Here is a 24,952-nt window from a genome sequence, read left to right on the forward strand (position 1 = left end):
TACCAGTTTTTGCTATTCTTAAAGAATAAAAAAGGTCATTTATTAAGGAGAAAAATATGGTAAAAGTAGCAGACGATTATATTTTAGGCCTCGATATCGGGACAAACTCATGCGGCTGGGCCGTGACTGATAAGCAGAATACTTTGTTGAAGCTGCGCGGTAAAACTGCAATTGGCTCGCATTTGTTTGAAGAAGGACATTCAGCTGCTGACCGGCGTAGCTTTCGAACCACCCGTAGGCGGCTAAAGCGTAGGAAGTGGCGCCTGAAGCTTTTAGAAGAAATTTTTGCTGAGCCAATGGCTGAAGTAGATGAGAACTTCTTCGCGCGGTTACATCAATCCTGGATATCGCCACTGGACAACGATCGGCCCAAATACCAGGCCATTGTTTTCCCCACGCCAGAAGAAGACCGTGCTTTTTACCAAGACTATCCAACAATCTACCACTTGCGCTATGCGCTAATGACTGAGGATAAACAGTTTGACCTGCGAGCAATCTTTATGGCAATGCACCATATCGTCAAGTATCGTGGTAATTTTCTGCAGGATACGCCTGTCAAAAACTTTGAAGCATCAAAAATTAAGGTGGCTGCAGCCCTAGAATCGATTAATTCTGCTTTGGCGGACATGGCTGGCGAGAACGCAGATCTGATCAAGCTGAAGGTTGCTAATGCTGCGGAAATTGAAAAAATCATCAAAGGTGAAGATGAGGCAAAGACGGTCGCCAAGCTTGATAAGGTTAAGAAGATTACCCAATTGCTGGTCGATCCAACTAATAAGGAGGCTAAGAACCTAGCCAAGCAACTCGCTAATGCTTTGATGGGTTATAAGACGCGATTTGAAGTGATTTTAGGTAAAGAAATCGAAAAGGCTGATCAAAACGCCTGGAACTTCAAACTAAGCGATGAAGATGCCGATGACAAACTAGATGCACTGTTGCCTGAGCTGAGCGATAATGAGCAGACCATTATAGCCGAGATCAAGCTGTTGTTCGGTGCCATTACCTTGAGTAATATTGTCGATGAAGGTAAGTCGCTGTCGGAATCCATGATTGGCAAGTATCAACAGCACAGTAAGGACTATCGGTTGCTTAAGTCCGTTGTGCACAGCCAACATGATCGCAAAAAGGGCCAAAGCTTGCGCCTAGCATACGACCTCTATGTCAACAACCGCCACGGTAGCTTACTCAAAGCTAAGCAGGAATTGGGTTTCAAAAATGTTTTGAACAAGGAAGACTTCTATAAGCTGGTGCAAAAAAATGTGGATGATTCTGAAGATGCACAAACTATTTTGCAAGAAATTGAAGAAGACAACTTCATGCCTAAACAGCGCACCTCGGCTAACGGTGTTATTCCCTTCCAGCTGCACCAACGAGAGTTAGACCAGATTATCAAGATGCAGAGCAAGTATTACCCCTTCCTGGCAGAGGAGAATCCGGTCGTAGATCACCAAAAGCAGGCACCATACAAGCTGGACGAGCTGATTAGATTCCGCGTGCCCTACTATGTAGGACCAATGATTACGCCTGATGACCAGGAGAAGACTTCGGGCAAAAGTTTTGCCTGGATGGTACGCAAAGCAGATGGTGCAATCACGCCCTGGAACTTTGAAGCTAAAGTAGATCGAATTGAGTCGGCCAACCGCTTTATTAAACGGATGACGCTCAAGGATACTTACCTGCTCGGTGAAGATGTCGTGCCGGCCAATAGCCTGCTCTACCAAAAGTATGAGGTTTTAAATGAACTAAACAATATTAGAATTAATGGCAGCCGGCTTGATGTTCCTACCAAGCAGGAGATTTATGAGGGCCTGTTTAAGACCCGAAAGACAGTCACAGCCAGCAGTTTAATTACGTATCTGCAGACCAACCATCATCTCCAATATGTTGATATTAAGGGGCTGGCTGATCCGCAGAAGTTCAATTCCAGCCTAGCCAGCTTTTATCATTTGAAAAATCTCGGTGTCTTCAGCCAGGAGCTTGATAACCCGCAGTATGAGAAGGATTTTGAGCAAATTATTGAATGGTCAACAGTCTTTGAAGATACGAGGATTTTTCAAGAAAAACTGCGTGAAATTACCTGGTTAACTCCCGAACAATTCAAGGCTATATCGACTTGGCGGCTCAAGGGTTGGGGCAGGTTATCACGTAGATTACTAGTAGAGCTGCATGATCAGAACGGTCAGAACATCATGGAGCGGTTGTGGGACAGTCAGCAGAACTTTATGCAGATTGTTAATGAACCCGCCTTCAAAGCGGCTATCGAAAAAGAAAATCAAGCTGTCACTAAAAGAAGTGGTGTCGAAGATATTTTGGCCGACGCCTATACCTCACCAGCCAATAAGAAAGCCATCAGGCAAGTGGTTAAGGTGGTTGACGATGTGGTTAAGGCGACTGGTGGCAAGGTGCCAGCCCAATTTGCAGTTGAATTTACCCGTAACCCGGATCCCAACCCCAAACTTACGCAAATCCGAGGCAGTAAACTTTTGAAGGTATATAGCGATACAGCCAAAGAGCTCGTTGACCAGGAGTTAACCAATAATTTAAAGCAGAAAATGGAAAGTCGCCAATTAGCACAAGATAAATATTTTCTCTACTTCATGCAGGCCGGTCGGGATGCTTATACGGGCCAGAGAATAAATATCGATGAAATTACGACTAAGTATCAAATCGACCATATTCTACCGCAGTCCTTTGTTAAGGATGACTCCTTAGATAACCGTGTTTTGACCGCAAGCCCGCTGAATGCACAAAAATCTGATGATGTACCATTTAAACGTTTTGGCAATAAGACAGCGGTGGGACTTAGTATGACAATTACGCAAATGTGGAAAGTTTGGCAAAAGGTGGGTCTGATTAGCAAGACCAAATTGACTAACTTAATGCTGGATCCGGATCATCTATACAAGTATCAAAAGTCCGGCTTTATCCACCGTCAATTAGTAGAGACGAGCCAAATTATTAAGTTAGTGGCGGTTATTCTTCAAGATAAGTATCCTGATTCTGAAATCATTACGGTTAAAGCCAAGGATAATTCAGCCTTGCGCAAACGGCTGTCCTTGTACAAGAGCCGGGAAGTCAATGATTACCATCACGCCATCGATGCTTATTTATCGGCAATTTGTGGCAACTTTTTGTACCAGGTCTATCCGAAACTTCGTCCCTTCTTTGTTTATGGTCAATATCAACGGTTTGGTAATGACTCCAAGCAAAAAGACGAAACAATGGAAAAAGTCAAAACGTTTAACTTCTTGTGGCCGCTGCTGCAAAAAGATAACGAAAAACACCAGGCACCAGAAGAGATAGTTGAAAACTTTACGGACCACATTGTCTTTTACAAGCACCCAGATATCTTTGATAAACTGCGTCGCGCCTATAATTTCAAGTTCATGCTGGTATCACGGGAAACAACGACGGAAGAGCGCAACCTGTTCAATATGACGGTCTATCCGCGCGCTGAACGCGACACTGCCGCTACTAGAAGTCTTATTCCTAAGGGTAAGGGACTTAATCCAGCCATCTACGGTGGCTATAGCGGTAACGCAGATGCCTACATGGCTATTGTTAAGATTGAAAAGGCTAAAGATGCGGTTTACAAGGTGGTTGGAGTGCCGATGCGGGCGCTAGCTGACTTAAAGCAGGCGGCTAAAGCGGGTAATTATGATGCGGTTCTAAAGCAGACCTTGACACCGCTAGTGATGTACGACAAGAAGGGTAAGCCCAAGCGAGGCTTTAAAGACTTTAGAATCCTCGGTGGACGTGTGCTTTACAAACAAGTCGTAATTGATGGCGACCGTAAATTTATGCTGTATTCGTCAGTTTATATGGCTAATGCCAAGCAATTAACCTTGTCGCCAGAAGCGATGCGGATAGTGACCGATAACTTTAAGCAGGGTGATAACATAGATCAGTTACTGATTGATGTTTATGACGAAATTCTAACCAAGGTTGACCGCTACCTGCCCTTATTTGATACTAATGGCTTTAGAAGGGGGCTTCACAATGGTCGCGAAAAATTTCTGACTCTGGAGATTAGTGAAAAGAAGAATACAGTTAAGCAAATTCTCAATGGCTTGCATGATAATTTGGTTCTGGGTAATTTGAAGAATCTAGGAATTAAGACTTTATTTGGTATGATGACAGTGACATCTGGTATTACCCTCTCACCAGATGCCAAGTTACTCTTCCAATCGCCGACCGGCTTATTTGAAAAACAAGTTCGAATTACTGATTTGTAAATGTCAAAAAGGGGGACCAGCCAGTTGGTCCTCCTTTTTGGGAAACAAAAAAACCTCCGCTATAGAGTTGAGGCAGGACGACACATCAGTGTCGCGTTGAAACATATCGTTTGATTTTAAATCTGGTTGTTAGATCAATGATGATTAAAATCATCGGTCGGGAGCTACCCGACAAGTTAATTTTACCATGTTTTAAGGAATATACAAGGAGTAATTATGGGATGGAGATCAGTTATTATTACCCAGCATGCGAAGCTTACCTACTCGATGAATATGATGATTGTTCAGACGCGGGATGGGATTAACCAGATTCCAATTACAGATATCAACTTATTGCTAGTGTCTACGACCCAGGCGGTAATTACCAGTGCGCTAATTAGTAAGCTGGCTCAGAATCAGACCAAGGTCATTTTTGTGGATGAAAAGAATGAACCCGTCACGGAAACAGTGGATTACTATCCAGGGGCGCGAACTATGGCTAAATTATCCAAGCAATTTAGTTGGGATCAGGACCGCAAAGAAAAATTGTGGACTAAAATTGTTAATCAGAAAATCACCAACCAAATTATGGTCTTGCGAAATTATCATTTGAATGGACAAGCCGTTCAGGATGAGCTGAACCAACTTGAAGTGAACGATTCCACCAACCGGGAGGCAATGGCCGCCCGCAAGTATTTCTTGACTTTATTTGCGGGAGACTTTGTGAGACGTGATGGTAGTGCAGTCAATAGCGCCTTAGATTACGGCTATGCAATCTTACTGGCGAGTTTTAATCGGAGTATTGCCGTCAGCGGCTATATTTCTTATCTGGGTATTCACCATCATTCTGAAGAAAATCAATTTAACCTGGCCTCAGACCTGATGGAACCATTTCGCCCTTTCGTGGATTATTGGGTGAAAGCCAATGACCAGATTACCGAACTGACACCAGATATTAAGTATGGGCTAGTCGAGTTGTTGAACTTGGAGATCAAGTTTAATGGGAAAAAGACTTTACTCACCAATGCAATTAATGGCTATGTGCAATCGTGCCTGCGTTTTTTGAGTGAAGAAAGTAAGGCTTTGCCCGGAATGGAGATGAGTTTAACCAATGAGGTACCGAATGATGCGCTTAATGATAATGTTTGATTTACCAACTGAAACAGCCCAAGACAAAAAAGAGTATCGGCAATTTCGCAAGAAGCTAATTAATGAGGGTTTTTTGATGGTCCAGTATTCAATCTATGTACGAGTTTGTGTTACTAGACAAACAGCCAACTTTTTAGAAAAAAGGGTCAAAAAATTTTTGCCACAAGGTGGCGTAGTCCAGTCCTTAATGGTCACCGAAAAACAGTATAATGATATGCATTTCCTGGTCGGCAAGCCAATCGTGGATGTACGTAACCAGTCCGATCGGACGGTGATTCTATGATTTTGTCATATTCAACCCACAAAAAATGGTCCTTTTCAACCTCGGGAATTAAGATTTTGTCTACGCAGAGTACTGTTGCCTATCGCGACCTGGTACAAGGCTTTCAAGGACAGAACGACCGCTTAGTCTGTATAGATGATAAATACGAGCCGCAAGATATTTCCAAGACTTTTGACTTTGGAGGTGATCTCTTGCTTAGCGGTGATGTTACCAAAAAGTACTTGCTTACAATTGGCAAGACCTACCTGGCCAACATTGATGAAGATAATCGTAATCAAATAATGGCTGCCTTTCAGAATTTAGAAATAACAATTGAAAATTCACTCCTGTTGGAAGATCTGCCACTAGCAATTACTTGGGATGAGGATTTAAAAAAGTTACTCAAGATGGTAGAATTGCACCTTGATACTGACAGGTTGCAAGTACCGTATGGTATAATTGAAACAGTTCTAAAAATACATCAAACTTGTAATCTAAAGACGATTCCAGTGTTTTGTAATGTAGCTAATTACTTAGATGACCAGGAATTGGCAGAATTATCCCAGCTTGTTCAGCAAATGGGGCTGGTTTTGTTTTTAATTGAATTCACATCTGCGGATTTATTGGTTGTACCTGAAGATGCTGAGTTCTATTATATTGACCGTGATCTAGTCGATTGGTACTAACGCCTATCTTAAAAACTGATGATAAAATGTTGGTTTTAGATGGTTGTTAGATCAATGATGATTAGAACTGTTTTCGGTTGTGAATATCCCAGAATAGTGTTTTAGATGGTTGTTAGATCAATGATGATTAGAACTCAGTTGCTTAACAATGTCCATATTGTTCTGTTTTAGATGGTTGTTAGATCAATGATGATTAGAACTTTTTCTCCTTTAAATCTTAATTCACTTAAGTTTTAGATGGTTGTTAGATCAATGATGATTAGAACCCCTGAGTTGAATCGTCGTCAAATGCACTCGTTTTAGATGGTTGTTAGATCAATGATGATTAGAACCAAAAGTAAGGCCAATTGATGTACTAGAACGTTTTAGATGGTTGTTAGATCAATGATGATTAGAACATACGGATTATCTAAATTGTCTGGGTTATGGTTTTAGATGGTTGTTAGATCAATGATGATTAGAACTTATTTGATAGTAGGAACACAATAGGAACAGTTTTAGATGGTTGTTAGATCAATGATGATTAGAACTCACAATTGGATATTATTGACGGGTACCGTGTTTTAGATGGTTGTTAGATCAATGATGATTAGAACTTAGAACAATGTTGGGAAGTCTTTTCGAAAGTTTTAGATGGTTGTTAGATCAATGATGATTAGAACCCATTAAAGATATTATTGTGACCTTTTTTAGTTTTAGATGGTTGTTAGATCAATGATGATTAGAACGTCTAGAACATCTGTTATTAAGCGGACTTTGTTTTAGATGGTTGTTAGATCAATGATGATTAGAACTTAGTAATAGAGCAGGTGTAATTGGTAATTGTTTTAGATGGTTGTTAGATCAATGATGATTAGAACGATTTCTCCTTTAATATTAATTCAACTTAAGTTTTAGATGGTTGTTAGATCAATGATGATTAGAACTCCTTCTCGGCCTTTGCCTTGTACTCATTCGTTTTAGATGGTTGTTAGATCAATGATGATTAGAACACATACTTCTTCCCGGTAAAGTGTTTCTTAGTTTTAGATGGTTGTTAGATCAATGATGATTAGAACCTTCGCATCCGCGCCGCCATGCCCCGTCCGGTTTTAGATGGTTGTTAGATCAATGATGATTAGAACCTTTGACACGGTAGAAGCCGTATCCCATAGGTTTTAGATGGTTGTTAGATCAATGATGATTAGAACACGCACGAGGATTGAAACGTGCGAAAATATGTTTTAGATGGTTGTTAGATCAATGATGATTAGAACAAATAACCATAAGGAATATCGGGGTTGTAAGTTTTAGATGGTTGTTAGATCAATGATGATTAGAACTACAGCTGATTGAAGCGAGCAATGACGTCCGTTTTAGATGGTTGTTAGATCAATGATGATTAGAACAATTCTTGGCTAGGTTTGTAGCTCCTACACGTTTTAGATGGTTGTTAGATCAATGATGATTAGAACGAGCAAGAGGAAAAATGGATAAAAAATATAGTTTTAGATGGTTGTTAGATCAATGATGATTAGAACTTTTCTCCATACTCATTTTTGTAGAAGTAAGTTTTAGATGGTTGTTAGATCAATGATGATTAGAACAAAGATTTTTTATTTCCTTAACTGAGCCTTGTTTTAGATGGTTGTTAGATCAATGATGATTAGAACTCCAATTGATCTGTTTCAAGCGTTTGCTTAGTTTTAGATGGTTGTTAGATCAATGATGATTAGAACAAAAATCGTCATTGATAAGAGTAGATACTTGTTTTAGATGGTTGTTAGATCAATGATGATTAGAACTTCATAAACGCTCCTATCAAACGATCTTGTGTTTTAGATGGTTGTTAGATCAATGATGATTAGAACTTCTAGCACAATCTCTTGCAAAGTTTGCTCGTTTTAGATGGTTGTTAGATCAATGATGATTAGAACTTTGCTGACACGATAGAAACCTGGAAAACAGTTTTAGATGGTTGTTAGATCAATGATGATTAGAACGGAATATACTACTGTTCCACGACGCACGGCGTTTTAGATGGTTGTTAGATCAATGATGATTAGAACCTACTACGGCAGTAAAAATGACTGGTCAAAGTTTTAGATGGTTGTTAGATCAATGATGATTAGAACGATAAAGCCTATCGAGATAACGAAGGAAAAGTTTTAGATGGTTGTTAGATCAATGATGATTAGAACAAAATGATAGTTTTACCAAAACCAGAACAGGTTTTAGATGGTTGTTAGATCAATGATGATTAGAACCACTCTTTTGCTACTTTTTCGTCGCTTGAAGTTTTAGATGGTTGTTAGATCAATGATGATTAGAACGGCAACAAGGCATAAATAAGTACACAATCTGTTTTAGATGGTTGTTAGATCAATGATGATTAGAACTGCTCGTATTGTACTCTCATACGGTAAACTGTTTTAGATGGTTGTTAGATCAATGATGATTAGAACAAAGTGTATAAGGATTTGATTATGTTGATAAGCGCTGTTTGATGAACAAACTGCATATGCAGAATTTATTTACTCTTATTGGAATTCGAATTCTTCCTGGTACTGACATGGGGTGCAAATATTTATAAACAAACTAAGTCTAAAGATATTTTTCAGCCAGTTTTCACCAGCTCTAAAAAATTGAGAATATAGCGATTAAAGGAATATTCTAATTGCTATATTGTTATAATAAAAATAAAATAGGAATGATTATGGCTAAGAAAAGAAAAAATGAATTTGAAGAATTGTCATCGTTGAATAACGAAACCTCTAACTCAGAAATAGAGAAAGCGCAGCGATTGCTTTTCAGATAATTGGCGAAGGCGATTTTAGTGAATAAATAAAAACAGCTAATCTTATCGAGCAACGGGCTATTTTAGCTGCCCTTGCACATCCTCCCATGCTAAAAAATAGTGATAAGGCGAAATTTGCACTTATTATGGCAGACGATATCATGTTCAACGTGATAAAAGTTCCTTCTCAAGAACGAAGGTCAGAAGAATTTAAAGCCTTAAAAAAGGGTTAGATTATTGTCTAAGCGTCTTTGTTAGCGCTCTTCCCGCAGAAGGTTTTATGTTTCTTGATAAATACGCCCAACTGGACGACCCAGTTGTTATTAGTATAATAAAATCGAATTTGGGCAAGGCCAGATTAAAGAATAAATACCCGTCAGAAGTTTCAGAGATTAGCAAAAATATTTCCTGACCCAAAAAGAGGTTCTGCTAATATGCAGAACCTCTTTTGCGGTTTAAGGCTAAATCAAGTTAGTTAATTTACCTCATTTGAAGAATGTTCGGACTTTAAGGTGAAGGCAATGATTAAACCAACCACAGCCAAGGCCAAAGTAAAGTACAGGCCATAGTGAACACCATTGGTAAATTGGGCGGCCTTATTAAGGCCTTGGTAAGCACCCTGGCCCAGACTCAAGAAGCTGGTTGCCAAAGCTGTTGCTACAGCACCGATAATTTGTTCCATAGTGTTGAGAATGGTACTCCCATCAGCAGATTCAGGACCGCGCAGAGCATTTAGAGCGTGCGTTTGTGCAGGCGACATAGCTAGTGGGCACCCAATCATCAGAATAATGTGAGCCGCAATTACGTATGCAATCGGTGACGTGTTGTTTGAGAATAGCAACATTACAATACCAATAATGGCAATTGTAAAGCCGGCCACCGTGGGCCTTTTAGCACCTAAAGAATCGAATAGGCGTCCGGCAAAAGCGGAGACGGCCGCGTTAATAATGCCCCCTGGGAGCATGATAATCCCGGTTACCGCAACTGGTAATAGCAACCCGCGTTGCAGATATTGCGGCAACAAATACATTGCTGACAAAATAATCGCAAAGTCCAGCATGACGCAGAGTGCCCCCTGGGCAAAATCTATCTTCTTAAATACGTGTAGATTGATAATCGGTTGTTGTAAATGTAGTTGCCGGTGGCCATAAAAAAGCAAAACAATAATACCAATAGCCAACATAATTATGACAGTTGGTGAAGCCCAGCCAAAGTCAGCGGCAAAGCTAACGCCCATTACAAGACAAGAAAATCCGATAATGGATTCAAGTAACGAAAGAATATCAACTTTTGGTCGAGTAATTGTGCCGACGTTGGGTAAACCAACTAGCGCACAAATTAAAGCAATAACCAAAAATGGAATAAAGAACCAAAAGATCCAGTTCCAGGACAGCTTACCCAGAATAATACCTGTCACGGTTGGTCCAATTGCTGGTGCCAGCATAATAACTAGGGCGCAGATTCCCATCGCTGCACCCATTTTGCGCGGGGGGAAGACTAACATTGCGACCGTAAACATCAAAGGGAGGATGATACCTGTTCCCAACCCTTGAATCATCCTTCCAATTAGTAAAAGGGTAAAGTTAGGGGCAAGAGCCGCGATCACTGCACCAATAATGAAGTCTATAAGGCCAGTGATAACCAGTTGCCTGGAGGTGAACCATTTAGTTAATAGACTTGAAAAAGGCAATATAATGCCGATAACCAGCATATAGCCAGTGACCAGCCATTGAACTGCACCTGAATTAATTTGAAATGCTTTCATCAATTGGGGCAAGGCGATGTTTAATGATGTTTCCGACAACATACCGACAAAAGCCCCAATCATCATACTCATCATTGCTAGCCAAGGGCGGTTTACTTGTACCCTCGCTTGATTATTTTTCATAGAAAAACTCCTTTCAATTCTGTGCTCTTTACAGCAACTCGATCATGATAACAAAATAAAAAAAGCTTCGTAAGTTTTTTTTAAAAAAGGAAAACTGTGTTTAGAGTTTAAATGTCATTGTTCATTAAGAAAAATCGGGGGGTTAAGTTTTGGATTCTAAGGAACTAGCTATGACTTGTTTTTTCCCATGAATTATTACCAGTTAACATTCGAGCGATAGCCATATAAGGAACAACTGCTAAAACCCAACGATAAAGATCGATTACAAAAGCGACTTTTAATAATTTTAAAAAAGTAATTTTGGACTCTTGCTCCGTGGTTCTCCATTGTTTAACTATCATCAGAGAATTTGAAAAATATTCAATTAATACTATAACTAAAATAGCACCAATACTAAGCCAAAAGTTAAAAGCAGCATCGTAAAACAAGGTTATGAGAGAAAAAATAGCTGCTGGAACAAGAAATACAGAAAAACAGGGAATTAATAAAAAGGCTAATACATAAAATTTGATAGCAAAAGAAATAGTACTCGATTTAATGATTTTACTGCCGTATGTAGCTAAGCACTGCAACCCACCTTGACACCATCTTATCCGTTGCCTAATTAGTTTTTTAAGAGAAATAACGCCCTCTTGTCCGATACTATCAGTATTAAGAAATGTACCATAATATCCTTTTAGCAAACCTTTTAATGAAAATTCACAATCTTCAAGTAGAGAAGAAGACCAGCCAACATCTTCAACCATTTTTAAGGTTACAAATTGACCATTACCGGAGGCTAGAGAGGAGCCCCAATTTGTTCTGGCCATTTGTACTAAGCCATTGTAGATAGAAAATTCAAAATTTTGCATAGTAGACAAATTATTATCTGTATTATAGATGTTTACACGGGTTTGAACCAAATCATATGATGAATTTTCAAAAGAGTGCCAAACTTTGCATAAGTAATTTTCATCGAATCGAGCATCGGCATCAACTACTCCGATTAATGTATTATCCCTTGAAAAATTCATTTGAGCAATTTGATCAGCAGCATTTTGTAGAGCCGGCCCCTTCCCTAATTGGGCGTTAGGCTTAACCCTATGAATGACGATCACATTTTCTTCGTGAGAAAATTTATTTAATAATTCCGTTGTTCCATCATTGGAAGCATCATCGATAAAAACAAATTTAAGATCTATAAAGTGTTTGCATTGCTCATGTAAATTAAGTAGTTTAGACATATTTTTATTAAGTGACTTATATTCATTCATTGCTGGTATAAATAATAACATTGTTTCAAATGAACGTTGTTGATAGTCATAACTTTCTTGTTGAACACTTTTGCTGAAGGACAAATATAAGCACCAGAGCAAATTAAAAACGAAGGCAATTCCACCAATAATAAGTGTGATAGTAATAAAAATATACATTAAAAATTCTCTTTTCTATAAATAATTTCTTATTCTATCATCAATTAATATGAATCAAAAGAGCATATTTAATATAAACTAAAACTAATAAACAAATAAAAAATCAAGCAGTACTTGCTTGCTCAATTTAAATTTTAAAATAACGGTAAGTTATTCGCCCTGAAAGCTTCCGTCTTCAACTTGCCGAATGAAATCAGCCAAGTGCTGGTAGTAAACGTCAGGATTATCGACCATGTGATGGTGTCCGCCGTCTGGTGTAGTTACCAGACGCGAATTTGGAATCTCTTGTTGCATCGTTTTAGCGGTGGCGATGGGCATTGTTTCCTTCTCACCAAAGGTAATCAAAGTTGGTACTTTGATTTTTTTTAGCTGCTTTCTGAAGTGCCATTCCTTCAACTTTCCAGTAATAACGAATTCATTATCACCTTGAAAGGTATGGTAGACCTCGCTGCCACCGAGATCTTTCAAGTGGTATAGTTTGGATGGTTGTCTACGGTCAACGAAGTTGATATTTAAGCTGTTGACGTCGTCTTGGTAGCGCTGGTTGTTGTAATCATTGTGTTCTTCACATTCATGCATGAAGTCGATTTCACTTTGCGGCAAAATCTCCTGGCGACGGCGGTTGACCGAATCTACATATTCATCAATTTCGTCTACCATTGATGAAATAATCGCTCCCTTTAAATGGTGGCCGTACTTAACGGCGTATTCCTGAACTAGCAGTCCGCCCCAGCTTTGGCCAATTAAGTAGAACTGATCAAGGCCAAGTTTGGCGCGAACTTCATCGACCTCAGCTAAAAAATATTCATAGGTCAGGTATTTTTCGGCAATTTCAGGGTCAGAATAATCCGGTTGGTCAGAATAAAGCGAACCCAATTGATCGTACATTGTGACTTGGACGTTTAGTCCTTGTTTTTTGAGCTGGTCTGCAGTATCTTCCCAGTATTCGTGGGTTCCACCAGGTCCACCATGCAGTGCTAAAAGGTGAATATTGCCGTCTCCCTGGGTGTTGGTCCACAGGTGGTAGCCGTTGTCTAAAGTGATGATTTTGGTGCCAGTTTTCATAATTGTTCTCCCTTATTTAACGTTATCCTTTATTTTAGCGCAGAACCTTTAAAAGCAAAATAGTGGGTTAAAAACTGCCTGATTTTCTCCTAAGTAACATATTACCAATGATAAGTAGTGATGGCACCGGGTTCAACTAATTTTTGTTATACTTGATGATGAATAGGCTTATAAACATAGCTAACCAAGATACTGAGTTTAGACAAGTTAAGGTCGCTAGCTTGAGTTCAGCATTTGTAGCTGCACGGGTCCTGCTTACCTGCCTATTTTAACATCTGGTTCCAACTGCACCGGCGATACTTCCGGTGCTAGCAGTTTTATTAGAGGTGACAATACTATGAAGTTTTATACACTCAAGTATATTGAGCAAAATCAGAATACTAATAAAAATATTCTCTATGCATTAATTGCCGCAACCGCGGTTGTGCTGATTGCACTCATTGCGCTTTACCTGCGGCATCGCTTTGACACACGTTACCGTGATCTGGGCATTATTGCCCTGTTGTTTTTACTCTTGTTTGTCGGTACGCAATATGAAAGATATGTGCAGACCAACTTGAATAAGTCCCAGTCTGAGCAAATTGTTCCCTTCATAAAGGCAATTGCTAGAGATCAGGGGGTCCCTGAAAAGGACGTCTTGGTTAATTCAACGACCCTGAAAGATGGTCTGATTGTGCGGTTAGAGTCCAAAAATACCGATTATCAGTTGAATTTGAATGATGATAACAACAGCTATTCTTTAGAACAAGCTCATGTCATTAACCCTGAAGTCAACGTGCAGAATTAGGAGGAAGCAAGCATGGATTATACACAACTGTTTATTAAGTTCGGGCTAGGTGTATTGACACTAATTTTTCAAATAAATGTTTTTGGTAAAAGTAATATTGCGCCAACGACTGCCTTGGACCAGCTGCAAAACTATGTCTTAGGTGGTATCATTGGTGGCGTAATTTATAATGCCAACATCACTGTTTTGCAGTTTATGCTGGTTTTAATTGTGTGGACACTGCTAGTGTTCATTTTAAAATTTGCCCGGGAACACAGTAACTTTATCCGGGCCCTGATTGACGGCAAGCCAATGCAAATTATTAAAAACGGGCAGGTTTTGGTGAAGAACTGTTTGGCGGTTGGTTTATCTGCTAATGAGTTAATGTTCAAGTTACGTAGCCAGGGTATTTATTCGGTTGAAACGGTCAAAAACTGTATTTTTGAAAAGAATGGGCAACTAACGGTAATCAAAAAAGATGAAAAAAATGTTCGCTTTCCGTTAATTAGTGATGGCCAGGTCAACTACGATGTGCTCGAGCAACTCGACCGGGACGAAAATTGGTTAAAGCAGGAAGTTAAAGCAGCGGGTTACCAGGATTTTAATGACGTCTTTTTGGCTGATGTTGAAGATAGCAAGATTTCCTTTACTGGTTACGAGCGAAAATAGAAATGAGAAGTAGATGGAAAATTTAGCCCAAGCCCAGCGTTTAATTAATGAAGCAAATATTGTAATTGTGGTTGCAGGAAATGGTCTGGCTCAACTGGAAGGTTTAGATCTGCTGGGGCAAACTGCCTTTGACCAGACTTTTCCGCAGCTTGCCCAGGAATATGGCGTGCATTCAGTGGCTAGTGCTTTGGAACTCAAATTGGCTTCATGGCCTGAGCAGTGGCTCTTATGGAGTAAGTTAATCAAAGCGTATTCGCTTGACTACCAAGCAAGTCAGACTATGGGTGAGCTGAAAGAACTATTGGCCAACAAGCAGTACTTCGTTGCCACCTCGACTTTTGGTCATTTTTTTGAACAAGCCGGCTTTAATCAGAAGCGGATTTTTAACGCCTTTGGTGACTGGACCATGATGCAATGCTCAAGCGGAATAGGTCACGGAATAGTAAGTGACCGTGAGGCCGTACAAGCACTGCTTGCTGCTGGGTCAGCTTTAAACGCAGCGCTGGTCCCTAAGTGTGCTATTTGCGGGCAACCGATGGAAATTCACCTGCCGCGGAATGAGCACTTTTATCCGGATACCGATGCCAATACTCGATTTCGCTGGTTTCTGACGGGAAATGAAGAGGAGCAGGTGGCCTTTCTGGAGCTGGGTGTTGATGAAACGAGCCCCCAGTTGCTAGAGCCAATTATTCACTTGGTAGAAGAGTTTCCGCAGTGGTCATACGTAGCTGCTGACTTGAACCAGGATGAGTTGCCAATGCGGATTCGCGCGCGCAGTGCAGCGGTCAATGCCAATACTGGTGACTTGCTACACGCATTAAGGATGGAGCGGTAATTCAGATGAGTATTTTGATTAAAAATGGTGTTTTACACGTTTCTGGCGCTCAAGCCAAAATTCGCGGCAAGGGTCAGGAGCGGCCTGGCTTTATCACTGACTATACCCTACTAGACATTGAAACAACTGGTCTCAGTCCTTACCGTGACCACGTCACTGAACTTGGCGCGATTAAGGTCCGTCAGAATGAGGTGGTAGCTGAATACAGTAAACTGGTCTTTTATCCGCGGTCTAACCGGGTGCCAGCCTTCATTACCAACTTAAATGGGATTACCGAAGAGCAACTCCTTAGCGAAGGAATTCCGGTCAAAGACGCCATAATTGAGTTTCGTCAATTTATCGCTGATGATATAATTATTGGTTATAATGTTAACTTTGACTTGAATTTTTTGTATGATTTGACCAAGAAGTTCAAGTTACCTGAGCTCAAAAATGATTACGTTGATGTCTTACGCTTGGCCCGTGCTTATTATCCTCACCAGCACAACCGTCTGCTTGACTGTTTGCAGCGAGCGGGCATTGCTGAAGTTGAAGAACATCATGGCTTAGCTGACGCGATCGCTACCAAAAAGGTTTACGACGACTTCCGCGGACACTTTGATGAAGAACTGCTTAAGCAAGCTCGCGCCAAAGTTAAGAACTTGGACTTGCTGGATAAAGAGCTTGAGGCGTGGGAGCTTGGCTTGCACAATCCGGTCGCTAATAAGAAATTTGTTTTAGCCGCAGGGCTCGCGATGGACAAGGCCGAGGCAGCATTAATGGTTACCAATATGGGTGGTTTGGTGCAAGCTATGGTGCAGTCTGATACGGATTATCTGATTATGGCAGACCAGAAATTTTTTAGCAAAAACCACCCTGACTGGTTGCAGGCCCAGAAGTATAACCAAACTGGTAGTAAGATTAAACGACTATCTGAAAGCTATTTTTTGAACATGATTGCTGAATGGGCAAGGAATTAAAACTATTAAGACTAAGTTGAAAGACTTGGTCTTTTTTTGCAAAGAGTTGCAAACAAAAGTTCGATTAGTTATACTTTAATGATGACTGAATTAAGGAGCGATTTTAATGGCACGCAGACAGCAAAGACGGCGCAGAAGAACTGACCGCAGTGACTTTTGGGCGTTGGTCATTATTATCATATTTTTGCTGTGGTTTGTTTCGACCAGAGGCGGGTCAGACCCCAGTGGTGAACAGACGATTAGCCAGTTTACGCAGAAGTCAGATACTAAGGGGACAATTGACCAAGCTAAGCCAGCGGCCAAGGTTTACGGCGGGCTTTCCCAACAAGACTACCAAAAGTTAGCCAAACAAAACTTTAAAAGCGGGCAGGCAGCCTATCTGCCAGTCAATCATAATAATTCAACGCTAATCAAAAATGCTTGGCGGGTCAACCGGGTCATCTATGCTAACCTCGATGAACTGAATCGGACTTCACATTCCAATACGGCCTTTTTACAAAAACGTAATGTTGCTGGTGATGGCTTGCGGGTGCGGCAGGTTGTTGAACCTACGGGCTGGCATTACAACCGCCGCAATGGTACGCAAATTTATAATCGCGGGCACCTAATTGCCTACTCGGTTTCAGCTGGCATTGACTTAGATGGTAATTACAATCCGGCTAACCTGTCGGGCGACCAGAATAATCCTAAGAACCTGTTTACCCAATCAGCTTTTTCCAATCAAAGAGTTCAAACCATTTTTGAAGCTCGGGTGCGGACGGCACTGAGGCAGAACAAGCGGATAATTTACCAGGCAACGCCGATTTTTCGTGGTAGTGAGCTGATGGCTCGTGGAATTAACCTGCAGGCCGTGTCCACCGATGGTGTCCTCGACTTTAATGTTTACTTATTTAACGTGCAGCCGGGTTTTTTCTTTGACTATCAAACTGGCAGGGCCCAAGTTGACCGGCAAATGCAGGTCAAGGAAGTAGATAATAGACCATGAGGAGCTACGGCATTAAGTCGTAGCTCTTTTAGCAAGGCGATCATTCCCCTGCTTTATTCCTGAATGGTAAGAATTAAAAAGACTGTTCTAGTACAAAAGCTCATTTCAAGTCAGGGAAACCCGCAAAAACAGAACAATATATAATTATTATTGCTAAATAATTAGTGAATTTTACATAAAAGGCCAATTTAAATCTGGAAAGTATGACTGCTTCGAGCAAAGTACGAATTTTCCTGATAAAGACGGTTGTATTAAAACTGATTTTGTCATAAAATTAGAGTGATAAATTAGAGTCAGAAAAAATGGTGCGGGGTTTATGGATAACAACAAATTTGTTGAAGTAAAGAAGCTCAGAAAAGTCTATGACAATGGCCACGAAGCCATTAAAAATGTTAGCTTCTCTGTCAAAAAAGGTGATCTTGTCTGTTTGCTTGGTCCCTCGGGTTGTGGAAAAACAACTATCTTGAACATGATTGCGGGACTACTTAATCCCTCGTCGGGTGAAATTCTATTTGGCGGCAAGTCTGTAGTTGAGGTTGCGCCAAAGGACCGGCAGATTGGCTATGTTTTTCAAAACTATGCCCTGTACCCGCATATGACAGTTCTGCAGAACGTCATGTTCCCCCTAATTGTCGGTAAAAATAAAAAAGCTAAGGCTGATGCGCAGAAGATTGCCGAGAAGTACATGTCGCTGACACAAATTACTGAACTGGCTGAGCAAAAGCCGGGCAACTTGTCAGGAGGTCAGCAGCAACGGGTGGCAATTGCCCGGGCTCTGGTTCAGGAACCACAGATTTTGCTGATGGATGAACCGCTGAGTAACCTGGATGCCCGGCTGCGTCTAAAGATTCGGGAAGAGATTCGGGCTCTGGTTAAGACAGTAGGGATTACAACGCTCTTTGTGACCCATGACCAGGAAGAGGCACTCTCAATCGGGGATAAGATTATCCTCTTTAATGACGGAGTTATCCAACAGGATGATTTAGGTGAAAACTTTTACCTTGATCCCAATAATTACTTTGTGGCCAACTTTGTTGGTAATCCAGTAATTGACAATTTTAAAGTAAAAAAGACCGACCAGGAGTTGCAGGCGAGTCAGTTTACGATTAAGCTGGCTGATTTGGACCAAGCGCGCTTTAAGCGAGCAATTCCTAATGGCGATTACATTCTATCAGTTCGTCCGGAAAACATTGTTCCTGATCCTGAGGGTGTTCTTCGTGCCACGATTGATGACATTGAATTAATTGGACGTGAACGGATTTTGAAGTTTACCTCCGACCAAAATCAGGCCCGTTCGCTGGTTAGCCTGGAGTCGCCGATTAAACATGGCGATGAAATTAACTTCCAAATGCGGCTTAATCGCATATTTCTCTTTACACCTGAGGGGGAGCGCGTTTACTAATGAAGACTAACCAGAAAAAAGCGTGGCTTTTTTTAGCGCCAACCATCATTTTCGTCACTCTATTTAGTATTTATCCGATTTTACGGGCTTTTGGAATGAGTTTTCAAGGAGGCTCACTAATTGACTTAAATTGGACCGAACTTAACAATTATAAGTATATTTTCAACGATCCAGAATTTTGGCTCGCGATTAAGAACACCATTTTATACGCAGTGATCTCAGTTCCAGTAGGCTTGGCCATTTCGATTATGTTAGCCTGGATAATTTTTGATAAGGTCAAACACAAGAGTCTTTTTGAAACGACTTTCTTTATGCCTTACGTAACGTCGACTATCGCAATCGGAATTGTCTTTCGTTATATTTTTAATGGCGACTACGGGATGCTCAACTTTTTGCTCAGGAGTGTCCACCTGCCGGCCCCTGACTGGATTGATGATCCCGCGATGTCGCTCGCAACGATCATTATTTTTGGCATCTGGACTTCTTTAGCCTTCAATATTGTTATTTTAATGGGTGCCTTGCGTAATATTGATCCTAACTTTTATACAATTGCAGATATGTACGGTGCTAGCGGCAAGGACAAGTTCTGGCGGATAACGATGCCGGAGTTGGTGCCAACAATTGCCTTTTTGCTGACCATGAACATTATCGGGGCCTTCAAGATTTATACTTCAGTCTATGCCTTGTTTAATGGGCAGGCAGGGGTCGGAAATTCAGGTACGACGGCGGTCTTCTACATTTACAATAAGTTTCAAATTGTTGGTACTCCAGGTGTTGCAATGGCAGCAACAGTCATCTTGTTCCTGATTATCCTGTTTGCAACCTTTTTGCAGCGGAAGATGATGAAGAAGATAGGAGAAAATTAAATGAAACGAATTCGCTTGAGTGTTTTATTCAGTTATGTCATCTTGTTCATCTTCGCTGTTATTACGGTTTTTCCCTTCATTTACATGATTTTGGGGGGACTGATGAACTTTCAGGAGACGACTTCAATTCCGCCAACCCTAATTCCCCACCACTTTGAATGGTCGAATTATGCCAAAGTTTTTGCGCGGGCGCCGTTTGCACGTTACTTCTTCAATACGGTATTGACGGCTAGCGTTACCACGATTGTTAGTTTGTTTAACTCACTTCTGGGTGCTTTTGCAATGGTTAACTTGCGCTTCAAGGGCAAGGGACTGGTCCAGATGGTTTTACTGTCGCTGCTGATGGTGCCAGGAGAAGCGATTATTTTCACCAATTACAATACAATTGCGCACATGGGTTTACTCAATACTTATGTGGGTTTAGTTTTGCCGTTTTTGACGTCAATCTTCTACATGTACTACTTGCAAAGCTACTTTGGCTCAATTTCAAGTACGATTTATAAGGCTGCCATGATTGATGGTGCCAGTGATTGGGATTATATTTGGAAAATTCTGGTGCCAATGTCCAAGGGCGGTCTATTCACGGTGGGCCTGTTGAGTTTTATTTCTGGTTGGAATTCTTTTCTGTGGCCGCTTTTAGTTACTAATGAAGATACAATGCGGCTGTTAAATAATGGCCTGTCAGCCTTTGCTTCTGATGCCGGCAGTGAGACACAGTTGCAATTAGCAGCTGCAACCTTGACGGTTTTACCGATCTTAGTTCTGTACTTAATTTTCAGAAAACAGATTATCAAAGGAGTAGTGCGCAATGACCTCAAAGGATAAAACTAGGCTTACTTTTTATAATGGCTTGACTACAATTGGTGGACCAATGATTGAAGTGGCCTACCGAAAGTCACATGTCCTGTTCGATCTGGGCGAAGTCTACCGTCCAGAACTCAAACTGCCAGATGAAAGTTACCAGACGCTGATCAAAAATCAGTTGATCGGAGATGTACCTAATTTTTATGATCCTAAACTTACCGGTCAACCAATTGACACAGAGCGCTGGGAACATGCGGCAGCTTATATGTCCCATCTTCACTTAGACCATAGCAAGGCGATGAATTTTTTAGCGCCTGAGATTCCACTTTATGCGGGACCAATTACTGCCCAAATGATGGCACCACTCAATGAGCAAGGGGATTTTCTGCTACCAGCTGCTGGTCATGCGGCAAGTTATGTGAGACCGATCATCGCCGCTGAATACCGCAAGCCAATTGAGGTGGGGGATATCACACTAGAAATCTGGCCCAGTGATCATGATGCTTATGGCGCAACGGGCCTATTAATCAAGACACCTGATAAGGTGATTGCCTATACCGGTGATGTGCGCCTACATGGCTATCATCCGGATTGGGTGCACCAGTTCTTGGCAGCAGCCAAGGGTTGCGCTGCTCTTATTGTCGAGGGTACCGGTGTTTCTTGGCCAGAAGAAAAGCACGACGAGGATAGCGAGGAGTTCACTGGCCCTAAGAATGAACAGGAACTAACTGCTGAAATTGTACAATTGCAAAAAGATAATCCCAAACGACAGATTACCTTCAACACGTATCCGACTAACGTGGAGCGGCTCTTGCGAATCATTGCGGATTCACCGCGACGCGTTGTGCTACACGCTGGGCGGGCTCACCTGCTCAAGGAGTTAGGGAAGGATTATCCGTATTATTACTTGCCAGGGGAGCAAAAATTTGCTGATCTAAAAACAGAGCTGGCAGTTCCTTATGAGGAATTGTTAAATGATGATCACAAGTACCTCTGGCAAGCAGTTGGTAATTATGCTGATTTGCAGGCAAATGGTCTCTATTTGCACTCTAACGCTGAGCCGCTAGGTGACTTTGATCCGGCTTACAAACCGTTTTTGCAAGATTTGGCGAATAAAAGGATCGAGTTCAAGGCGTTGCGCTGCTCTGGGCATGCTGACGAAGAAGAGCTCAGAGAGATTATTGGGGAAGTTCAGCCACAGATACTAATCCCGGTGCACACACTGCATCCGGAGCTGGAGGAGAACCCATTTGGAGAACGGATTTTACCAAAGCGTAATGAGACAATTACGCTTTGATTGAATCAAAAAATTGTTGTTTAGTTTTTATTTTTGGGAGGTTTAACCAAATGAAGTTTAGTAGAAAGCTTGCTGCAGCCTTTGCTGTCGGATTGACACTAGTCGGTACTGCTGCTTGTTCAAACGGTGGAAATTCTTCTTCAAGTTCTGATACGGAGAAGATTGCCAAGGTAACCAAGAAAACTAATATTGTTTTCTGGCATGGGATGACAGGTGTTCAACAAGATACCTTAAAGGAATTAACCAAAGAGTTTGAAAAAGAAAACCCGAAAATCAAGGTTAAGTTGGAAAACCAAGGCGCATACCAAGACCTGCAAGCCAAGATTAATTCAACTCTGCAGTCACCAAATAACTTACCGACAATCACCCAAGCTTATCCAGATTGGCTGGCAACGGCGGCTAAGAATAAGATGTTGGTTGATTTGAAGCCATATATCAACAATAAAGAGGTTGGTTGGGGCAGTGAGCAGAGCTCCGATATTAAGCCAGCACTTCTTAATGGGGCCAAGATTGAGGGTACCCAATACGGAATTCCATTCAACAAGTCAATTGAATCCCTAACTTACAATGCTGATTTGTTTAAGAAATATGGCATCAAAAAAGCTCCTGCAACAATGGATGAGCTAAAAAAGGATGCGGAAATCATCTATACCAAGAGTAAGCACAAAGTTGTTGGAGCTGGCTTTGATTCTCTATCCAACTACTATGTTTTGGGAATGAAGAATAATGGTGTTAACTTCTCCAGCAAAATTGACTTTGCCGGTGATACATCTAAGAAAGTTATTAACTACTACGCTGACGGTGTTAAGGCCGGCTACTTCAGAGTAGCTGGTTCAGAGCATTACCTTTCAGGTCCCTTTGCTAACCAAAAGGTTGCCATGTATATTGGTACTTCTGCCGGAGAAGGCTTCGTCAAGCAAGGTGTTGGCAATAGATTTACTTATGATGTTGCCCCACGTCCGGGTAAGTATACTATGTCACAAGGGACTGACGTTTACATGTTTAAACATGCAACGGCTGACCAAAAGGCCGCTGCCTTTACCTACATTAAGTTCTTAGTTTCAAAGTCTAGCCAGCTTAAGTGGGCTAATGCAACTGGTTATATCCCAGTTAACCAAACCGCTGCTGATTCGGCTGAGTATAAGAATAATAAGAAGCTTAAGCTTCCGGCTAAACTCGAAAGTGCCATGGAGAACCTGTACAGTATTCCGGTAATCAAAGATTCTGGTGCTGCTTATGGTCAACTCAACCCAATTATGCAAACCATTATGTCTGCTGCACAAAAGCACCAGGATGTAAACGGCGCAATCAATACGGGTAAAAACAAGTTTGACGCTGCTTGGAAACAATAAAAACTAAATAGCAAATTTATTTGAAAAGGTCTGTCTTTTAAAGATGGGCTTTTTTGTTGGCTAAAAAAGATAAAATCTAGAACAAAAAAATTGGTAAAGGTTTGAAAGCTCATAAAAAGCGAACTTTAAAGCTATAAATAGCTGAAATTCACCGGTAAACCGAATTTTGTGCATAATTTTAATTGCCTTATTTTGGGGGCTGCTATACAATATAAAATGCTATTGCCAGTAATACCAATACTATTGGAGGATAAAAGAGATTATGAATTTCGGTAAAAAACTTGCCGCCGCGAGCGTTATCGGTCTTGCACTAGTGGGTGCTGTAGCCTGTTCTAGGCGGGATTCATCCATTAGGTCAAACCAAATTCCGCCGGTAAACCAAAAAACTACGGTGGTCTTTTGGCATGGAATGCAAGGATCGCAGGAAAAGGCACTCCAAGGGCTAGTCCATGATTTTGAAACAGCAAATCCGCAGATTAAAGTTAAGCTAGAACAGCAGGGTAACTATGATGACTTGCAGGCGAAACTTAATTCAACTATGCAATCACCCAAGAATTTACCAACTCTCACTCAGGCATATCCGGGTTGGCTGCAGAGTGCAGCTAAGAATCAGCTGTTGGTTGATTTAAAGCCCTATATGAGAAATAAGGCAGTCGGTTGGGGTAAGCATTCAGTGGGCATTAAACAGGATATGTTGGACAGCGCCAAGATTAACGGCAAGCAGTACGGCATGCCATTTAACAAGTCAATCGAAGTTTTGATCTATAATCCAACCCTGCTTAAGCGATATGGCATACAGAAAGTGCCAGCAACGATGGCTGAATTAAAGCAGGCAGCTCAAACTATCTATAAAAAGAGTAAGCAGCAGGTTGTTGGAGCAGGCTTTGATAACTTGAACAACTACTATGTGTTGGGCATGAAGAATCAAGGCCAAAACTTTTCAAGTAAGATTGATTTTAAGGGTTCCCAGTCGCGGCAAGTCATCAATTATTTTGCTGAAGGTGAAAAAGCTGGTTACTTTAGGATGCCAGGCTCAGATAAGTATCTCTATATTCCGTTTACCAACCAAAAGCTGGCCATGTTTCTTACCTCTTCATCAACTGAAACGTGGATTAAGCAAGCCGCTAAGCCAGGCTTTAACTATCAAGTAGCGGCACGTCCGGGTAAGTATACGATGCAGCAAGGGACGGATCTCTATCTGTTTAATAATGCTAGTGCAATGCAAAAGGCGGCTGCTTTTAAATTAATGAAATATCTTACTAGTAAAGGTAGTCAGCTTAAGTGGGCCCAAAAGACAGGCTATCTCCCGGTCAGTGAAAAAGCGGCTGCCGCTGCTGCCTACAAGGCTAACAAGCAGCTCAAACTGCCAGCTCAGCTGGAAACAGTTTTGGCTACTAATTCCTTGTACAGTGTACCGGTAACCAAAAATTCGAATGCGACCTTTAGTCAGCTAACGCCAATTATGCAATCCATCTTGGCGGCTGCCCAAAAGCAGCGCAACGTTGACCAGGCGATTTTGACCGGTCAGAGCAAGTTCGATGCTGCCTGGCAGCAGTAAACCTGGT

18 protein-coding genes and 1 CRISPR repeat array are annotated in these 24,952 nt (G+C 41.2%); of the genes, 15 read left to right on the plus strand and 3 right to left on the minus strand.

The annotated features are described in order from the left end of the window. Window positions 1–56 precede the first annotated feature (56 nt). The 4 genes from cas9 (at window position 57) to csn2 (ending at window position 6,311) form a co-directional block, all read left to right on the plus strand. Complete coding sequence (gene cas9, locus R8389_RS01250; protein ID WP_317637707.1) at window positions 57–4,235, plus strand: type II CRISPR RNA-guided endonuclease Cas9; 4,179 nt, start codon at window positions 57–59, stop codon at window positions 4,233–4,235. Window positions 4,236–4,451: 216 nt separating this feature from the next. Then, a complete protein-coding gene (cas1, locus tag R8389_RS01255) occupies window positions 4,452–5,363 on the plus strand; it encodes a type II CRISPR-associated endonuclease Cas1 (RefSeq protein WP_317637708.1) in 912 nt (303 codons plus the stop codon). Continuing rightward, complete coding sequence (cas2, locus tag R8389_RS01260; RefSeq protein ID WP_317638222.1) at window positions 5,341–5,646, plus strand: CRISPR-associated endonuclease Cas2; 306 nt, start codon at window positions 5,341–5,343, stop codon at window positions 5,644–5,646. Before cas1 ends, cas2 begins: the two co-directional genes overlap by 23 nt. Continuing rightward, complete coding sequence (gene csn2, locus R8389_RS01265) at window positions 5,643–6,311, plus strand: type II-A CRISPR-associated protein Csn2 (RefSeq protein WP_317637709.1); 669 nt, start codon at window positions 5,643–5,645, stop codon at window positions 6,309–6,311. Before cas2 ends, csn2 begins: the two co-directional genes overlap by 4 nt. A gap of 32 nt (window positions 6,312–6,343) precedes the next feature. Continuing rightward, window positions 6,344–8,755: direct repeats of the CRISPR family, unit length 36 nt; unit sequence GTTTTAGATGGTTGTTAGATCAATGATGATTAGAAC. A gap of 807 nt (window positions 8,756–9,562) precedes the next feature. On the opposite strand, the gene R8389_RS01270 is transcribed toward csn2, so the two are convergent. From R8389_RS01270 to R8389_RS01280, 3 genes are all read right to left on the minus strand, one after another. Then, on the minus strand, window positions 9,563–10,975 hold the full coding sequence (locus tag R8389_RS01270; protein ID WP_317637710.1) for a DHA2 family efflux MFS transporter permease subunit: 1,413 nt from the start codon (window positions 10,973–10,975) through the stop codon (window positions 9,563–9,565). A 164-nt stretch (window positions 10,976–11,139) separates the two neighbouring features. Then, window positions 11,140–12,387: a glycosyltransferase family 2 protein gene (locus R8389_RS01275; protein ID WP_317637711.1), complete on the minus strand. Its 1,248-nt coding sequence runs from the start codon at window positions 12,385–12,387 to the stop codon at window positions 11,140–11,142. Window positions 12,388–12,537: 150 nt separating this feature from the next. Further along, window positions 12,538–13,452 (minus strand): proline-specific peptidase family protein, encoded by a 915-nt coding sequence (locus R8389_RS01280; RefSeq protein WP_317637712.1) that lies wholly within the window; start codon window positions 13,450–13,452, stop codon window positions 12,538–12,540. A gap of 337 nt (window positions 13,453–13,789) precedes the next feature. On the opposite strand from R8389_RS01280, the gene R8389_RS01285 reads away from it, so the two are divergent. The 11 genes from R8389_RS01285 (at window position 13,790) to R8389_RS01335 (ending at window position 24,945) form a co-directional block, all read left to right on the plus strand. Continuing rightward, entirely contained in the window at window positions 13,790–14,239 is a 450-nt protein-coding gene (locus R8389_RS01285; protein WP_317637713.1) for a DUF3290 domain-containing protein, read from the plus strand. Window positions 14,240–14,251: 12 nt separating this feature from the next. Then, window positions 14,252–14,887, plus strand: coding sequence for a DUF421 domain-containing protein (locus R8389_RS01290; RefSeq protein ID WP_317637714.1), 636 nt, complete (start codon window positions 14,252–14,254; stop codon window positions 14,885–14,887). A 13-nt stretch (window positions 14,888–14,900) separates the two neighbouring features. Beyond that, entirely contained in the window at window positions 14,901–15,722 is an 822-nt protein-coding gene (locus tag R8389_RS01295; protein WP_317637715.1) for a Sir2 family NAD-dependent protein deacetylase, read from the plus strand. Window positions 15,723–15,727: 5 nt separating this feature from the next. After that, window positions 15,728–16,681 carry an exonuclease domain-containing protein gene (locus R8389_RS01300; RefSeq protein WP_317637716.1) on the plus strand — a complete coding sequence of 318 codons (954 nt, stop codon included), beginning with the start codon at window positions 15,728–15,730 and terminating at the stop codon, window positions 16,679–16,681. Window positions 16,682–16,787: 106 nt separating this feature from the next. Beyond that, complete coding sequence (locus tag R8389_RS01305) at window positions 16,788–17,666, plus strand: DNA/RNA non-specific endonuclease (protein WP_317637717.1); 879 nt, start codon at window positions 16,788–16,790, stop codon at window positions 17,664–17,666. Window positions 17,667–17,982: 316 nt separating this feature from the next. Next, window positions 17,983–19,068 (plus strand): ABC transporter ATP-binding protein, encoded by a 1,086-nt coding sequence (locus R8389_RS01310; protein WP_317637718.1) that lies wholly within the window; start codon window positions 17,983–17,985, stop codon window positions 19,066–19,068. Then, the gene (locus tag R8389_RS01315) at window positions 19,068–19,934 is read left to right on the plus strand and encodes a carbohydrate ABC transporter permease (protein WP_317637719.1); all 867 of its coding nucleotides are present in this window, start codon (window positions 19,068–19,070) and stop codon (window positions 19,932–19,934) included. The genes R8389_RS01310 and R8389_RS01315 overlap by 1 nt, the downstream gene beginning before the upstream one ends. Then, window positions 19,935–20,759: a carbohydrate ABC transporter permease gene (locus R8389_RS01320; RefSeq protein WP_317637720.1), complete on the plus strand. Its 825-nt coding sequence runs from the start codon at window positions 19,935–19,937 to the stop codon at window positions 20,757–20,759. Next, the gene (locus tag R8389_RS01325) at window positions 20,743–22,035 is read left to right on the plus strand and encodes an MBL fold metallo-hydrolase (RefSeq protein WP_317637722.1); all 1,293 of its coding nucleotides are present in this window, start codon (window positions 20,743–20,745) and stop codon (window positions 22,033–22,035) included. Before R8389_RS01320 ends, R8389_RS01325 begins: the two co-directional genes overlap by 17 nt. Before the next feature lie 50 nt (window positions 22,036–22,085). Beyond that, window positions 22,086–23,387, plus strand: coding sequence for an extracellular solute-binding protein (locus R8389_RS01330; RefSeq protein ID WP_317637723.1), 1,302 nt, complete (start codon window positions 22,086–22,088; stop codon window positions 23,385–23,387). 262 nt (window positions 23,388–23,649) lie between these two features. Beyond that, window positions 23,650–24,945: an extracellular solute-binding protein gene (locus tag R8389_RS01335; RefSeq protein ID WP_317637724.1), complete on the plus strand. Its 1,296-nt coding sequence runs from the start codon at window positions 23,650–23,652 to the stop codon at window positions 24,943–24,945. Window positions 24,946–24,952 lie beyond the last annotated feature (7 nt).

It is taken from the genome of Lactobacillus xylocopicola, from assembly GCF_033096005.1.
GTDB lineage: Bacteria > Bacillota > Bacilli > Lactobacillales > Lactobacillaceae > Lactobacillus > Lactobacillus xylocopicola.

Bases quoted from the DNA above. Each gene is read 5' to 3' on its own strand.
- R8389_RS01300 (WP_317637716.1), top strand. From the start codon at position 15,728: ATGAGTATTTTGATTAAAAATGGTGTTTTACACGTTTCTGGCGCTCAA.
- R8389_RS01335 (WP_317637724.1), top strand. From the start codon at position 23,650: ATGAATTTCGGTAAAAAACTTGCCGCCGCGAGCGTTATCGGTCTTGCA.
- R8389_RS01280 (WP_317637712.1), bottom strand. From the start codon at position 13,452: ATGAAAACTGGCACCAAAATCATCACTTTAGACAACGGCTACCACCTG.
- R8389_RS01285 (WP_317637713.1), top strand. From the start codon at position 13,790: ATGAAGTTTTATACACTCAAGTATATTGAGCAAAATCAGAATACTAAT.
- R8389_RS01320 (WP_317637720.1), top strand. From the start codon at position 19,935: ATGAAACGAATTCGCTTGAGTGTTTTATTCAGTTATGTCATCTTGTTC.
- cas9 (WP_317637707.1), top strand. From the start codon at position 57: ATGGTAAAAGTAGCAGACGATTATATTTTAGGCCTCGATATCGGGACA.
- R8389_RS01305 (WP_317637717.1), top strand. From the start codon at position 16,788: ATGGCACGCAGACAGCAAAGACGGCGCAGAAGAACTGACCGCAGTGAC.
- R8389_RS01270 (WP_317637710.1), bottom strand. From the start codon at position 10,975: ATGAAAAATAATCAAGCGAGGGTACAAGTAAACCGCCCTTGGCTAGCA.
- csn2 (WP_317637709.1), top strand. From the start codon at position 5,643: ATGATTTTGTCATATTCAACCCACAAAAAATGGTCCTTTTCAACCTCG.
- R8389_RS01295 (WP_317637715.1), top strand. From the start codon at position 14,901: ATGGAAAATTTAGCCCAAGCCCAGCGTTTAATTAATGAAGCAAATATT.
- R8389_RS01330 (WP_317637723.1), top strand. From the start codon at position 22,086: ATGAAGTTTAGTAGAAAGCTTGCTGCAGCCTTTGCTGTCGGATTGACA.
- R8389_RS01315 (WP_317637719.1), top strand. From the start codon at position 19,068: ATGAAGACTAACCAGAAAAAAGCGTGGCTTTTTTTAGCGCCAACCATC.
- R8389_RS01275 (WP_317637711.1), bottom strand. From the start codon at position 12,387: ATGTATATTTTTATTACTATCACACTTATTATTGGTGGAATTGCCTTC.
- R8389_RS01325 (WP_317637722.1), top strand. From the start codon at position 20,743: ATGACCTCAAAGGATAAAACTAGGCTTACTTTTTATAATGGCTTGACT.
- R8389_RS01310 (WP_317637718.1), top strand. From the start codon at position 17,983: ATGGATAACAACAAATTTGTTGAAGTAAAGAAGCTCAGAAAAGTCTAT.
- R8389_RS01290 (WP_317637714.1), top strand. From the start codon at position 14,252: ATGGATTATACACAACTGTTTATTAAGTTCGGGCTAGGTGTATTGACA.
- cas1 (WP_317637708.1), top strand. From the start codon at position 4,452: ATGGGATGGAGATCAGTTATTATTACCCAGCATGCGAAGCTTACCTAC.
- cas2 (WP_317638222.1), top strand. From the start codon at position 5,341: ATGCGCTTAATGATAATGTTTGATTTACCAACTGAAACAGCCCAAGAC.